The sequence below is a fragment of the Allochromatium humboldtianum genome, from assembly GCF_013385175.1.
Lineage (GTDB): Bacteria > Pseudomonadota > Gammaproteobacteria > Chromatiales > Chromatiaceae > Thermochromatium > Thermochromatium humboldtianum.
Genome location: NZ_JABZEO010000016.1, coordinates 19,559 through 34,791, shown reverse-complemented (window position 1 = coordinate 34,791; position 15,233 = coordinate 19,559). Strand labels below are relative to the sequence as shown.

The window sequence follows — 15,233 nt, the reverse complement described above, 5'->3', positions numbered from 1 at the left end:
CTTCGATGTGTGACGCGGTTCGCGTTTCTCGAGACTCCCAGTCTGTCGCTCCGCGTATCCGTGGAGCCCGTCACGGTTTCACCTCGACCGAACTGATTAACTGACGACCGAGCCGACGGCCAGTCCCAAGCCGGCCACTCGGCGAACGTCCTCCAGTCAGTCGTCAGGTGAAGTCATCGTGAGCGCCCAGGCCTCTTGCAGTTCAGAAACGCGGTCGAATGGCCGGAATCGATTCGAGGTCGCGGCGGGGCTGCGTTATCTTGGTCTGGCGGCGGTCCTCGCGCAGTCGGGCACGGCCCTGGCCGGTCACGTCGATCTAGCCTGGGAGCCGGTCGAGGATGCACGGGTCGCCGTCTACGAGGTCCATTACGGACTCGCCGCTGGCGTCTACACCAACAGTCGGCAAACGACCGCCGCCAGCCTGACCATCGACCAGCTCGATGAAGGGCAGACCTATTATTTCGCGGCGCGCGCCTGTGATCAGGCCAAATCCCAGTGCAGTGACTACTCGAACGAAGTGTCCGCGACCATTGCGCCCGGTTCGGATACCTCGATCCAGATCCCGACTGCCGAGCCGACCCAAGACACTTCGGGTAAGGGCACGGATGCCGGCGGTCGTGGTGACGCCGAGGGATCGACGGATGGATCGAACCTGAGCGAATCATCCGGCTTCCCGATCGAGGTCGGTGATCTGAGCCTCGATCAGGAATGGCAGTGGGTAGCCTTCCAGCGCCCCTTCGTCGATCCGATCGTCATCGTCAAGTCGATGAGCGCCGACGAGGCCCAGGCCGCCGTCATCCGCGTGCGCGACGTCGGCCCCGAGGGATTCTGGGTGCGGGTCCAGGAATGGGGCTCGCTGGACGGCTGGCATGGTCCCGAGACGACCAGCTACATCGCCCTGGAGCGCGGTTCCTATGAACTGCCGGGCGGCGTTTGGGTCGAGGCCGGGTCATTGAACAGCGAAGCCACCGGCACGTTCGATTTTCAGCCCTTCGGCGAGCGCTTCGGCGAGGCGCCGGTCGTCTTCGCGGCGGTCACGAGCTTCAACGAGTCCGACGCGGTCAACGCGCGCATCCGCGATGTGACGGCCAATGGTTTCTTCGTCGGAATGCGCGAGCAGGAGGCCAATGCCCAGGTCCACGCGGCCGAGCGCATCGACTATATCGCCTGGCAGGCGTCGTCCGGAACGGTCGCGGGTCTGCGCTTCGAGGTCGGACGCACGGGCAAGGCCGTTTCGCACGCACGCTACAAGCTGGCCGCCAAGACCGATTTCTGGCAAGCTCCCGTCTTCGTCGGCGATCTCCAGACGACGCTGGATGGCGATACCAACAGTCTGCGCTGGCGCTCGACCGGCCTGAGTGCCCGCGAGATCTGGGTCCAGGAAGAGCAGTCGCGTGACAAGGAGACCGCCCATGCCAAGGAAGTTCTGGGATACATCTTCGCCGACGTCGAATCCTGATCGTCACGGCGCCTGGTCAGGCCGTTCGCAAGCCATCCAAACCAGGCACCGATCCTCCTGTCGGCTCAGACCCCGTGCCCATCGACCCAGCGCTGATCGAATTCGCCTCCCGTTTCAGGATCGCCCCACCCATCGGCTCCATCTCGCCGCTGGGGCGGGGGTTGATCAACGACACCTATCGACTGGAGTCGGGGGGGCGTGACTATGTGCTCCAGCGCATCAACGGCCATGTCTTTCCCGAGCCGGAGCGGATCATGGCCAATCTGTCGCGATTGGCACGCCATCCCGATCGGCCCGAGTCGCTCGGGTTGCGCGTGCCGGTCCTGATCCAGGCCCATGATGGGGCGAGCTTCGTGCGCGATGACGCGGGCGCCGTCTGGCGTCTGATGGAATTCATCCCCGACACCTGTAATCTGTCACGGCTTCAGGATGAGACTCAGGCGTGCGAGGTCGGTCGGGTGCTCGGGCGCTTCCATCGCTGGACGGCGGTGCTGCCGAGCGCCGACTTCGCCGTCACGCTGCCGGGCTATCACGACACGCCGAGCTATCTCGAACGTCTGAGAGCGTTGTTCGATCCGTCCGTCGCCACGCCGAGTGGCTCCGTGCGCCCCGGCCCTGATCCGACGGCGTCCGAGATCACCGCACTCCAGAGCTTCATCGAGGCGCGGTCGGATCTGGCCGAAGCCCTGGATCGTGCCGTGCAGTCCGGTCGGATCGCGCCGCGTCTCACCCACGGCGATCCCAAGCTCGACAACATCCTCTTCGACCGCGACGGGCGACGCGCGCTGGCGCTGATCGATCTGGACACCGTGCAGCCGGGGCTGATCCAGCACGATCTGGGCGACTGTCTGCGTTCCTGCTGCAATGCCCTCGGCGAGGGCGAGACCGATCCCTCGAAGGTTCGGTTCGATCTTGCGCTCGCCGAAGCGATCCTCACCGGCTATGCCGAGGCGACGCGCGGTTGGCTGGGCGAGGACGATATCGACTGTCTGTTCGACGGCATCCGGGTGATGCCCTTCGAACTGGGTCTGCGCTTTCTCACCGATCACCTCCAGGGCGACCGTTATTTCAAGGTCGACCGGCCGGGACGCAATCTGGTCAAGGCGCGCATCCAGTTCGCCCTGGTCGCCGATATCGAGCGCCGGGAGCCGGCGATCCGGGCTGCGATCGAGGCCGCGTTTCACCCGGTCTCCGGCCGGCCATCCGCTACTGGACCGCTTCGAGGATCGGCGTGAGATCCTTGCCGTTGACCTTGAGATCCCCGGTGCTGTCGCCTGTCACTTCGAAGCGGTGCAGCGTCGAACCGTCGGCCTGCGGCTCTTCGTTGCCCATCAGCTTGATCAGGGCCGCCGTGGCGTTCAGGTCGCGCTGTTCGTCGGGCGACAGGGTCTCGCCGATCCGCGCGATCAGGGTATCGAAGTCGCGCACCCGGATTTCGAGATCCAGCCGGATGAGACCTGGAGCGTCCGGCGCGGCGGTCTGCTCGGCGTTGGCCACGCCCGTGATCCGGACCCCGGTTCCAGGCATGTCGACGTTGATCGTCTCGATGTCGAGCCGGGCGGCCTGTTGCGCCAGCAGCCCGATGATCTGAGCCGGATCGGGTTCGCCCTGGAGCAGGACCGGCGCCAGGGTGCTGGGCGCCAGTCCCGACAGCACCAGACCCAGATCGACCTTGCCCGGAACGAGCTCGGGTGGCAGGTCGGGAATGGGGCCGATACCGGCGTGGTCGTAGCGCAGCGTCAGTTGGGGCCTCGGGCCGGCGGCCTCACTCAGGGTCAGTGCGAAGTGCATGGCATCGACATTCGCCGGTGGCGCATCGGGTGTGGCGATGTGCAGGGCATCGATCGCGAAGCCCAGCTCCGCGCCCGCGACCGGCTGTCCGAGCGCCTGCGCGAGACTGGCCTCGGCGGGTGGCTGACCTAGCGCCTGTGCCAGAGCGACATCCAGGATCGCGGCGAGCGCGAGCCGGTCGATGGCGAGATCGAAGCTCAGGGCGTCGATCCTGTTGTCCTGCCCGTCCTCTTTCATCGTCAGACCGCGCAACCCATAGCCGGTCCGCAGATTCCACGATCGACCGGCCTCGTCGGCCGGCCCGCCCTGGGCCGAGACGCTGAATTCAGCGATCCGGTAGTTGATGTCCTCACTGGGGAGATCGGCGGCGAAATCGGTCATGACGACTGAGGTCTCGACCTGGCCGCTCGCCTGGAGCAAGCGCTCGATCGTCCGGCGCAGCGTCTCGATGTCCGGCGTCTCCGTGCCGGACTCGATCATTTCGAGCAGTGATCCATAGCCGGCGGTGAGTGCGGCCAGATCCAGGTCGCGATAGTCGACGTTGAAGCGCAGACCGCCGAGCTGCACAGTGTCGGCTCCCGAGCGGCTCTGGGCACGCAGATCGGCCAGTTCCAGGGACTGCGACGTGGTTGTGCGCACAGCTTCAGGCGCCGATTCCGGGGTGATTGCCAGACGCAGCGTGCCCAATGTCATCAGCCCCAGGTCGGTGTCATCGCTGCCCAGACTATCCGGTCCCAGCGGGAGGCCCAGGGCTTCATGGATGGGCTGGAGTCGGGCCTGACCGTCGACGCGAATCTGGACATCTTCGAGGGCGAAATCCAGGCGCGTTGGCATGGCATCGGGCGCCGGCCAGTCCAATTCCAGACGATGTCCGGCGGTTCGGAGTGTACCGATCTCGTTGCCGTCACTGTTGCGCAGCGTCAGGGTCTCGGGCCAGTCGATCGCGACCTGCCAGCTGTCCGGAACGGCCCCAGGGGTCAGGTCGACACTCAGCCAGTTCACATCGAGCGCCGCCGATTCATTGGAGACGGGGAGTCCATCGTCGATGCGCAGGAAGGGCAGGGCCAAGCGCAACCCGCCATCCGCCTGTTGGCTGATCAGCGGTGCGCCGCCGATTCGCACGTCATCGTCCAGCGACGCCAGACTGGACTCGAAGCGGGCGATCAGGTCGCGCGCTGCCGGCGAGTATTCGGGAGCGGGGCGCGGCTGACCATTGGCGTCGAGCGTCACGACCCACAGACCACGGGCGTCGGTGTCCTCCGATTGCGTGTGGCCGACGGCGATCAGACCATCGGGCCGGACATGCAGATCGCTGAAGCGATCCGGGGCCGCGCGGCCATAGCGTTTGGTCCAGAGCACGTCGCCCGTGCTCGACAGGCGGGCGAGCCAGGCATCCTGTCCCTGGGTCATACCCGCGAGCCACAACGCGCCTTCGGCGTCGCGCGTCAGGCGCGCCAGGGTTTCGATGCCGTCCTGCTCGCCGACTGCCGGACTCAGACGCTGGGTCTCCAGCGGCTCGCCGTTGGACGAAAGCCGGCGCAGCCAGAGCGGGTCGCTGGTGCCCTCGGCGCTACGAGCCGCCAGCACGATTCCGCCGTCGTCCAGACCGGCCAGGACGGGGGCGCCACGCGCCGCGAGATCGGCATAGGTCCGTTCCCAGGTCAGATGTCCCGTCGGGTCGAGACCGGCTACCCAGGGTGCACCGGACGTGCCGGCTGACTCGCCGGCGATCGACCAGCCGCTGTTGGTGAGGATGACTGATCGCACGCCGCTGGTCGCAGGCAGATCGAGACGCCATCCCGGCTGACCATCGGCGGCGATGAGCGCAACGAAGCCCTTGAATTGCTGATCGGCGCCGATGTTCTCGCCGGCCATGAGCGCATTGCCGGCGGCATCGGTGGCCAGTGCCAGCGGCACCTCGACGGCGGCGTTTTCCGACCTGCCCAGAACCTGTGTCCAGCGCGGTTCGCCTTGAGCGTCCAGGGCGATCAGGAACCCTGCCTGCTTCTCATTGAGTGAGCCGCCGATCAGAACGCCGTCGTCGCCCAGCGCAGTCACGGCCATGATGTGGAGATCGAAGGAGCCGCCGAGCGCGCGCGACCACAGCAGGTCATGATCGGCGTCGAAGCGGGCGGCCCAGACCTCCCGTCCTCCCGCCCCCTGGACGCTGCCGGCCACGACATAGCCGGCATCGGGCATGGCGGCGATGCCGGACGCTTCCAGCGCCTCCAGCGACAGACCGTGATCCGGGCGGCGATGGTCGAAGACACGCATACCAGGGCCATCGTTCATCCAGATCCGGTCGGCGGGGACGGTGGCGGTCGTTTCGGCGATCGGGGTTGCGGGTGCGATTGGCTCCTGATCCTGAGTGGTAACGATGGGGCCGGCCTGACTCGGGCGTTCCTCGGCCGCGAGCGTCTGGCGTTGACCGGACGCCGCTTGCAGCACGGCGCGTCCATCGCCGCGAATCCAGTCGTGCGCGTCGAGTTCGACCGTGGCACCTGGGGCCAACGGTGTCCATTCCAGATACTCGCGGTCTTCGAGCAGGGTCAGCAGCGCCTGCAACTGTTGCGGGTCCGCTTTCAGCGTCCCGGCTTCGGCCTGGGCGATGAAGTCGCGGATCTCGTTCGCACCCGCGCCCAGTGCATCGACACCCAGTCCGCGCAGTTCGAGCACCAGTTTCCTGAGCGGCTCCGGCAGACGCCCGAATCCGATCAGGGCGCGTACCGTGACTCGATCCTCGGCGTCGAGCTGCTGCAACTCAGCCGGTCCAGTCGCCTGTTCGACACGGCCCTCGACCTCCATGACCTCGAAGGTCTCGCGGGCCGAGACGCCGCTCTGAGCCAGGAGCAAAAGCAGTCCGGCGGACAGCCAACGCCAGTCGTTGTGTCTTCGATCGCGCATCGTCTTGTCCTCTAGGGTTGGTGTAAAGCGATGGTGCATGTGAGGTGAATCAGGGATTCACGCCACCAGACGCCGGTAGGGTCTCGACGCGCGTGAAGCCGCGTCCGTCTGATTGTGCGTTCTGCGCCCAGGATGCCGGATCGGAGTCGATGACCGTGTAGACACCGGCCGGCAACCGGATCATCGGACGTGCCGTCCAGTACGCATTGGGCACGCCGCCCTGACCCGGACTGCCCTCGGTCTGCCAGGGGCCGTATTGGCGGCCCTGGGCGTCGCGTAGGGCGATGGTGCCGGGTGTCGCGCCACGGGCCGAGTTCCAGTGGTAGTTCTGGATCATGGCCAGGATGCGCGGCTCCTCCAGCTCGAAGGTCGTGGTCGAGGTCGGACCGTTGCCGACGCCGTAGATGTTGCCGTTGTCGAAGGAGACGACCGGCTCGGCCGGGATCCTGGTCTCAGTAGACGAGACAGCGGACGTGGTTGCGGTCTGCGTGCCGGATGGCGGTGACGTTGCAGCCGCCTGCCCGTCCAGCCGGACGGCGCGCAGCGCCGATTCGTCCTTGCCCACGCCATATTCGGCACGAATCCGCAGCCCCGTCACGTTCGTCAGCACCTCGGCCAGCGAGCGCGCCCCGCCGCCGAGCTTCCAGCCATCGCCGCTGAGCGGGATCCGATAGGTACGCCAGTTGCCGCTGTGATCGGGTTCGATATCGAATCTGGCCGTGCCGTGCGGACTCTCGATGACGACGTCGCCATCGGCTCCGTACTCGTCCGGACTGGCGTAGGAGCGGCCGCCGCTGCTCTTCTTGTCGAAGCTCAGCCGGCTGAATCCGGACCAGTCGCCGAGCAGTGAGGCCGGAGCCCTGTAATAGCTGGTGACGCCGTCCGATGGCGGACTGGTGCTGATCTCACCGGCCGTCGATTCGACGACATCGGAGTCGACGCTCCAACCCGACATGGTCCCGCTGTTGTCGGTGGGTTTGGCCGGACCTGATGTCGGCCCGGACTCGGGCTTGGATTCAGGATCGGGCGTCGTGTCATCGCTGCAGGGCGTCTCGCCGGCCAGACGCTTTCCCGACCAATCGTATGTCCTGGGTGCGCCGCCCTGGGTGAAGGTTCCCTGCACGACATCGGCACTCAGCGTGCCGCGATAGACCTGAGTCACGGCGCCGAGTGGGCGGGTGAAGTTCAGGACGCCGTCTGCCACCGAAACGGACGCCAGGGCTTCCCAGCCGCGTTCGATGCGCAGTCGCGTACAGTTCGCTCCCAGTTCGAGCCGCCCCGGCCAGCCATTGGCGACGACTTCCCAGACGCCGGTCGCCGTGGCTGTCTTGACGCCCTTCTCGCCGGTGGACTTGGACGCTTGTTTCAGCCGCTCCTGGAGTACGACGAGCGGGGGATACTCGGGGAATGCCTTCGCGCGCGTGTCGAGCCGTGAACGCGCAGCGTCCAGTTTGCCCTGCCCGATCAGTTGCTCGATGGCGGCGAGGTCGCGATCGAGGCCGGCTTTGGCCTTCTCGACACTGGCGACATACTGCTTGGTCGGCGCATAGGCGGGATCGAGTGCGAGCGCCTGCTTGGCGAGCGACAGCGCCTCGTCCAGACGTCCGCGCCCGGCCTGTTCGCGGGCCTGCGCGAGTGTTTCCTCGATCGCCTTGGCCGTCTTCCGACCGGAGTCCACGGCGGCCTGCGAGACGCTGACACTGAGCTGACCGGCGCCGCTGCCCAGCTCGGCGCCGTCGGCGTTCTTCACGGTCACGCTGAGACTGTAGCTGCCTGTGCTGGAGCAGGTGACGCCGGTGTCGCGAGCACTCGGGGAATGAATCGAGCAGCCGGACGGCTCGATCCGCCACTGGTAGCGCGGATTGTCGATAGACGGGTTGAGCGTGGCGGAGAACTCGACCCGCTGGTGTTCGGCGACCTGACGTTCGGCGGCGACCAGGCCGACTCCCGGCTTCCAGACCATGGGCGCCGGACCGGCGATCCTGGGTCCGCTGACGCTGACCTGGATGCGTCGTGCGGTGAGGGTGAGAGAGGCGCTGTCGAGTTCCTCGCCGCTGTCCTTCGATTTGGCATGCACGGTGATGGTGACGGGCTTGTCGTTCTTGGGCTTGTACGACCAGGCGCGGCTGTTGGGCGTATTGGGGTGGACACCTGGGTTGCTGGCCTCGCCGCTGTATTCCCACCAGAAGCTGACCAGATCGTCGCTCATCTTCGGCGTTTCCTCGACGGTGAGTACCACCGTCTCGCCGATCAGCGGGCTGGTCTTGTCGGCCTTGAGGCTGAGTTGCGGGCTGATCACGTCGATCAGGATCTGTTCGGACTCGCCCACTGTGACCTTGGTCTCGCCGACCTGCTTGAGCACCGTGACCCAGACCGGCGTGCGTCCGGTCTGACGGAACAGCGCCGTGTTGCGCGATTGCGCGCCGCCGCTGGTCTCGTAGCTCGGATTCTTCGGATCACCGCCATACTGGACGTCGGGGTTCGGCTCCCAGTAATAGGTGAAGCGACCGCCGGCCGGCTGATCGCCCGAGAACACCTCGGCGAGCAGCCCCGCCTTGTCGCCGACCGGGATGGTGTTTTCGGCCGGACGCTCCTTGGTCAGCTTGACGCTGAGCGCGGTACATTGCACCGGCAGCGAGTCGGAGGCCGTATCGCCGTCCTGATCCGTGACCGTGACATTGGCCGTGCAGGGTCGGCATGACTGGGTGAAGGGCACCTTGGCTCGGTCTTTTGCGGCGTCTTCGGCACAGCCGCTCCAGCTCCAGCTGTAGCCGCCCGAGCCTTCCGAGGTCTTGGCGGTCAGGTCGACGATGTCGCCGAAATCGGCCGGGTTCTTGGACGCCTCGATCTGGACGGTCAGGGGTTTCTTGTATTTGCGGTTCTCGCCTTTGCGCAACGCATCGGCCTTGGCCGGGTCATAGGCGCCCTTACCCCAGGAGCCTTCCCAACAGCCCTTGGCGCAGTCGCTCGGCCCGGCGAAGAAATGCCGGCGGGTGCAGCCGAAGGCTCCGGCGCCGCCGAAGCAGGGCCCGGAACTCTCGCATTCGGGAATGGATTTGCCCTCGGGGTCGTACCAGACGCCGATGTGTCCCGCCCAGCCGCTGGAGCAGCGACAGAGGCAGTTGAAATAGCGGTGGCGCAGCTCCTCTTCGGTCGGTGGTGGAGTGCAGGACTGTTCGAGGCTTGGTTTCTGGCGCTCCTCGCAGCCGGCCGGCTCGCGGGCTGTGACCGTTCGCGTCTGGGTCTTGGTGGCGCGGTTGCAGTCGCTCCAGGCGCTATATGCGTAGGAGCAAGCCGGTTTTTGCTCGGTAGTTCCGGTGGGCTTGGGGTCATCGGTTTTGTCGGCATCCTCCACGATTCGAGCAATCAACGGGGGTGCCCAAATCGTCTCGACGCCCGTGGAACTCCCGGCGACCTTCCAACGCGCGACCAACTCGATGGCCCTGGAGCCAGGGCGGTCGGCGTTCAGCACGAACTGTTTTCCCTGACCTGACTCAACCCCATCGATCAACCAGATGAACTCGGCGTCAGCCGGGATATCGATCGCCGCCGCGCGAAGCACATAGGATCGTCCTGATGCACCACTCGAACTCAGATCTTCGGGGGCATCGATCGTCAATCCAGGTTTCTTCGCCGTCTGAAGGATGTCGACCACGAGTTTGGCCGAGACCTTGCCTTCGCGAATGACTCGATCCGATTTGCTCCATGCGACATCGATGCTCAGCGTTTTTCGGCCTGCTGCGTCGAAGGCATACAAGAGCCGCTCGCCACGACCGATCTCATGCCCATCCTCACGCCAGACATAGGTAGCTCCCGCTGGGGGCAGATGCTGGGAGGCAAGGCCAAAGACATAGAGTTCGTCCGTGGTTGCGCGTCCTTCGACGATCGCCGGTGGCGGCAGGATCGACAGCTCGGGTTCCCGGATGCGATAGCGTTCCTCGAATCGAGTGATGAGATCCTCGATGGTCGATCTCAGTCGCTCGGTTCGACCGAAGGCCTCGCGATGCTTGAGATGCGCCAGGGTACTCTTACCGAATTCGAGCACTTTGTTGACGCGGGTCTGGATATGGGAGGCACCCTGCATCGTGGCGGAGGCGTTGTGATAGTCGATCAGCGCCACCGTGATCTGCTCGAGCGTCTGCCGATCGAAGTCATCGTCCAGATTCGCCAGCCAGTCGTTGACGCCGTTACGCTTGGTCCAGAGTAGACGTTTCTCGTAGCCGGCTAGGTCTTCCGTAAGTCGCTCGAGTGTCCTGGCCGCGAGTGCATGATCGAATTCCGGATCGCCGGTCAGGGGAGGGGCGCCGGTCAATGGACGCGGCGAGAGGCGGCTGTCGGCGCTCGTCACGATCAGGCTTTCGATGATCCGGCGTATCTCCTGGACCGCCGAATAGCCCGTGTGATAGCGCTGCAAGGTTTCCATGGCCTTGATACGCTGCTCCTGGTTGGAGATGACCAGGGTGCGCATGACCAGATTATAGGTTCCCTCGTAATTCAGCCATGACAAGCCCAACTCGTGGATATCCAAGGCATGCAACAGTGCTTCGACCTGCTCCAACAGCGCAAGCGCGGCCGCATCTCCCCCCGCGAGCGCCATCTCGGCACGATGGCGTCTCTCAAGACTCTCCTTGATGGCGGCGCAAAGGGTTTGTTCGGTCTTGGACCAGGTCTGTGAACGTAACTCGAACAGCTTGCGAAATGCCTGTTGAGCCGCAGGTTCGAGCGCGCTCAATCCAGGCCAGGACGTATCCGCCGTCAGCGGAACCTCGATGCCGAGTCCTTCGGCAAAGTCGTCGATGAGCTGCGTCACGGCGGCAACCTCAGCGCGGGCTTGTTGCACGCTGGCATTGTCGGCCATGAAGCTGGCCGAACCTCCATAGATCGTACTTTCGAGGGCTTGCACGAAGGCATGCTTGCCGAAGGCATTCAGTCCGCTGAGCACTTCCTGGCTCAGATTGCGCTCCTTGGCCAGATCCAGAGCGCGTGTGAAGAGTCCCTCGACCCAGTGTTCCCCACCGGGTTGCAGCGTCTCATGGACGAAGCGGCAGACGGCATCCGGTCCATCGTGGAAGTCTTTCAATCCGAGTAAGTGACCATCGTCCTTGTCGAAATCGGCGCTGACATAGAGCACCATGAATTGATGATCGAAGACGGTGGATGTCGTCAACTCGATGACCGATCCGCCGATGGCCTGTACCACCTGAGGCAAAGCGGCCTTGGGACAGAGCAGGATGATGAGTGATTTGGCCAGTGCCGTTGGATCGCGTTCGACGAGTCCGGTATAGGCATAGCTGGCGATCAGGCCGTAATAGGTCTTGGAGGCCAGGGTCCGCCCCAGGGCAATGGCCAGATCGGCATCGGATTTGGCCTTGCGAATCTGTGTGACGACGTCGAGCCACATCGCCAGCGATTGGGCGCGATTCTGAATTTTCTGATCGACTGCCGACAGATCTCGATAAAGATCGGCGATGAAGCGCGAACTCTCCGTAGGTCGGGTGGTGAGTGCCTCGATTTCGGCACCGAAGACCTTGATGAGTCGTTGACCGAGTTCGGTCTGGCTCAGGAACCCCTCCAGCTTGACAACCTCCTGCTTGGAGACACGTTCGCGCTCCGCGCGTCTGAGTTGCTCGAACTGTTTGAGTTGTTCCAGAACCCTTGACTGAACACTCGGATCGAGTCCCGCGATCTGCGCCTGACGGAGTGCCGGTGGCAGATCATGGATGTGCAGGGCCAGAACGAAACTCGCTTGTCGGGCCTTGGTTCCCTCGGGCAAGCCGACGAGCATGTGATTGAGGGTGCGCAGATAGGCCAGTTTCGCCTGCCGCGCAAGATCCTGCATGCCCTCGACATTCGAGGTCTGACTGCCCGCCAGATGGGTGTTCAGGGCATTGACGCGCTTGATGTATTTGTTGCGTTCGTATTCGAGTTGCCGGATTTGGGCATCGATCCTCGCCCGTTGCTCGGGATCGGCACTGGCGCGTTCACGCCTCAATGCATCGATGCGTGCCTGTTTGCGCGTAGCCTGATCGACCATTTCGTTTACATAGTGGCCGCCATCCAGGAGATCGATCTCGGCCCCTGGGGTACGCATCTGGGCTTCGACGCGCGCGGCCTCGATACGCTTGTAGGTATCGGCCTGCTTGTTCTCGAAATGAGTGCCGATACGCGCGAATTCCTCGGGTGTGGTCGCATCATGGGCCACCATGAAATCGGTACTGGTGTCATAACGCTGTGAGGGCGGCTTGATTTCACCCCGGCCCAACCGTCGAATCTGCTCATTGGTCGCGATCCGATAAGCACGCTCGATGGCCTGGATGTCCTCGAGTGTGACCGGCTTACCATCCGTGCGCGACACGAGAAAGTCCGTGTCCGATCCTGTTCGCCATGCGCCTGCGTCGGACGCTACCTTCTGGACATCGAGCTTGTAGACTCCAAGTCGCTCGATCGCCTGTCGGGCAATCAAAAGATTCTGGCTCTGATGCCAAAACATCAGATTCTGATACTGCGGGTCGGTGAGGCGTCCCATCCCCCGCAGGAGGTGTATCTCATTGATGTGCTTGAGTACGAGCGCCTGATCGCGCGGGGTCGTACTCAAAAGAGGATTTTGGGCGGCTCGTAGGATTTCATCGTGCGTCTCATCGCCAAACGCGGGTGCCAAGGTCGTTAACACCAACACGAGGCAGAGCATCCATCGGACAGCGGGTCTCCAAGCGGTTTGGATTCTTCCGGGTATGTCGGTTCGTTCGAGATTCCTAGCGCTCATGGATGGCTCCAATGGCCCTCGGGACCAGTCGTGACAGATCATTTAGCGTGGCTGTGTCGACGGCGAGATCGGGTGCGATCCCGACACCGGAACAGTGTTCACCGCTCGGCAGGCGCACCGCCCGGTTGGTGAAGCGCAGCACCGATCCGTCGGACAGACGCACGTCGGTTTGCGAGTCGCACTTGCCGTAGGTCGTTTGGCCGACGAGCCGGGCGCGTCCATGGTCGCGCAGGATGCCGGCCAGGATCTCGGCGGCACTGGCCGTGCCCGGACCGATCAGCAGGATCAACGGCTGCTCCAGATCCGTACCCGCTGGCGCGCGGATCGTCTTCGTCACCCCGCCGCGCGCCGCCAGGGTCGCCAGTTGCGCGCCCTCGGGCAGAAAGAGCGCGGCGATATCCAACGCCTCGAACAGATCGCCGCCGGTCGCGTCGCGCAGATCCAGGATGATGGGGTCTTGCTCGGATTGGCCGGCACCGGTGTTCTCGATGAAGTCGACCGTGGCCAGCAGGGCGGGGCGGGTGAGTCCAGCGACGAACTCACGCACGCGCAGGATGCGATGCGCGCCCGGCTGCACCAGTTCGACATCCAGCGGGCGGAACGACCGGCGCTCGATCGTCAGCCGCCGTGCGCCGCCGGCCGCGTCCTCGATGCCGACCACGACCCGCGTCCCCGCCGGCCCGCGGAGCCGCTGGGCGATCTCATCCAGGCTCAAGCCCGCGATGGACCGACCATCGATCGTCCGCAGTCGCGCGCGATCGGTCAGACCGGCCGTCGCCGCCGCGCCCCCCTGGAACGGCAGCAGCCAGAGATCGTCGCCGCTCGGCAGGAGTTCGGCGCCGATGCCGCTCATGGCGTCGCGGCCCTGATTCGGCGAGCGATAGAGCGCACGCGGAAAATAGCGCGCCGCCGGGTCGATGGCCTGCAACCCGATAGCAAGATTCGCCGCGTCCAGGTCGCGCAAGCGCGACTCTGCCGGCGCTGTCAGCGCCTGCTCGCGCAACACCTGGCGGATCTCGTCGAGCGGAACCCCGGCGCCTCCGGCCGTGAGCGCGAACGCGCAGGCGGTCAGAAACGCCAGTGTGCGGACTCCGCGCGTCCGGCGCCTTGTCACCGGGCCAGATCCAGCGACATCTGGTTGAGCAGGTCGTACTCGCTTTGCAGCGAGGCGCGCTGCTGTTCGAGCTGAGCACGCTTCAGATCAGCTTCGGTGTCTCCGAGGCCGCTGCCCTCCAACGCATCCAGATCCGATTGCAGCCGTGCCGACTGGCTCTGGATCTGCGGAACCCGCGTGCGCAGTGTCCGGACCCGCTGATCGTTGCGGTTCGCGGATACCGAGAGGCTGTCGACCCGCTGATTCAGGGCGGCGATATCGCGGTTCATCCGGCGCACGCGCGCACGCTCGGCGGCGACCTTCTGCTTGCGCTGGGCCTTGGTGTACTCGAGATCGGCGCGCTCGGTCTCCAGCTCGCCCTGAACCTGACGGAGAACCGCCAGACGATCCTCGCGTTCCTGGATGCGTGCGTCATAGGCGCCCGTGCTCAGACCCTTGATGCCGCCCGCCAGTCCGCCTTCGCGCGGATCAGTGGACACCGAGGCGCAGCCGCTGAGCCAGAGAGCGAAGAGTACGATCGACCATGCAATGGGCGACTTCATACCGACAACCTCGGATCGATCTGGGCCAACTGGGTGTTGTTGCTGCGCAGCGTATCGATGTTGCCTTGCAGGGTCTTGACCTCGCGTTCGAGCTTGCGGATATAGGGATCGTTCGCCGGGCGTGTCTTGCGCTCCTCGGCCAGGATCTGCGACTGGACCTTCTGCTCCTGGACCAGGGTCTGTTCGAGCTTCTTGCTGCCGGCGATCTTCTCATTCAGGGCATTGCGCTTACTGACCAGCGTCTGCTTCTTGATCGCTCCGGACTTGTATTGGGCCTGCAAGCGCTTGGATTCACGATCGAGACTGGCGATCTCGCGGCGCAGTTTGTTGTTGTAGGCGAGCGTGGTGCGGTTGAACTCGGCCACGCGGGCGATCTGCGCATTCAGGAAGTCCTCGGTATTGGCATAGGCCTTCTTGCGCTTGGCGATCTCGTTGCCGACGACGAAGCCGGCGCCACCGCCGATCACGGCTCCGATGGCTGCGCCCTGTTCCTTGTCGATGGCATAGCCGATGAGGGCGCCGATCACGGCGCCGGCCGCCGCGCCCTCGGCCTGGGTGCGCTGTTGATCGTCCTGGATATTGGCGCACCCCGTGACCAATCCGGAGGCTAGGAGCAAGGGCAGAGTGGGGTTCGATCTTGGCGTCGATTTTGACATGGTC

Annotated in this window: 7 protein-coding genes; 2 read left to right on the top strand and 5 right to left on the bottom strand. The window is 64.8% G+C overall.

The genetic code is table 11. The features are described 5' to 3' along the window. Nucleotides 1–178: 178 nt before the first annotated feature. A complete protein-coding gene (locus tag HW932_RS17895; RefSeq protein WP_176977850.1) occupies nucleotides 179–1,459 on the top strand; it encodes an H-type lectin domain-containing protein in 1,281 nt (426 codons plus the stop codon). Between the two features lie 74 nt (nucleotides 1,460–1,533). Then, the gene (locus HW932_RS17890) at nucleotides 1,534–2,694 is read left to right on the top strand and encodes a phosphotransferase (RefSeq protein ID WP_176977849.1); all 1,161 of its coding nucleotides are present in this window, start codon (nucleotides 1,534–1,536) and stop codon (nucleotides 2,692–2,694) included. Here HW932_RS17890 and HW932_RS17885 read toward each other — a convergent pair. The 5 genes from HW932_RS17885 to HW932_RS17865 all read right to left on the bottom strand — a co-directional run bounded on the left by HW932_RS17885 (nucleotide 2,666) and on the right by HW932_RS17865 (nucleotide 15,229). Then, entirely contained in the window at nucleotides 2,666–6,154 is a 3,489-nt protein-coding gene (locus HW932_RS17885) for a PQQ-like beta-propeller repeat protein (RefSeq protein ID WP_176977848.1), read from the bottom strand. The two genes, HW932_RS17890 and HW932_RS17885, sit on opposite strands and share 29 nt — an antisense overlap. Nucleotides 6,155–6,203: 49 nt before the next feature. Continuing rightward, entirely contained in the window at nucleotides 6,204–12,509 is a 6,306-nt protein-coding gene (locus HW932_RS17880; protein WP_176977847.1) for a laminin B domain-containing protein, read from the bottom strand. Nucleotides 12,510–12,906: 397 nt separating this feature from the next. After that, the gene (locus HW932_RS17875) at nucleotides 12,907–14,031 is read right to left on the bottom strand and encodes a S41 family peptidase (RefSeq protein WP_176977846.1); all 1,125 of its coding nucleotides are present in this window, start codon (nucleotides 14,029–14,031) and stop codon (nucleotides 12,907–12,909) included. Further along, nucleotides 14,028–14,573, bottom strand: coding sequence for a hypothetical protein (locus HW932_RS17870; protein WP_176977845.1), 546 nt, complete (start codon nucleotides 14,571–14,573; stop codon nucleotides 14,028–14,030). The genes HW932_RS17875 and HW932_RS17870 overlap by 4 nt, the downstream gene beginning before the upstream one ends. Then, nucleotides 14,570–15,229 carry a glycine zipper domain-containing protein gene (locus HW932_RS17865; protein WP_176977844.1) on the bottom strand — a complete coding sequence of 220 codons (660 nt, stop codon included), beginning with the start codon at nucleotides 15,227–15,229 and terminating at the stop codon, nucleotides 14,570–14,572. The genes HW932_RS17870 and HW932_RS17865 overlap by 4 nt, the downstream gene beginning before the upstream one ends. Between the last annotated feature and the right edge of the window lie 4 nt (nucleotides 15,230–15,233).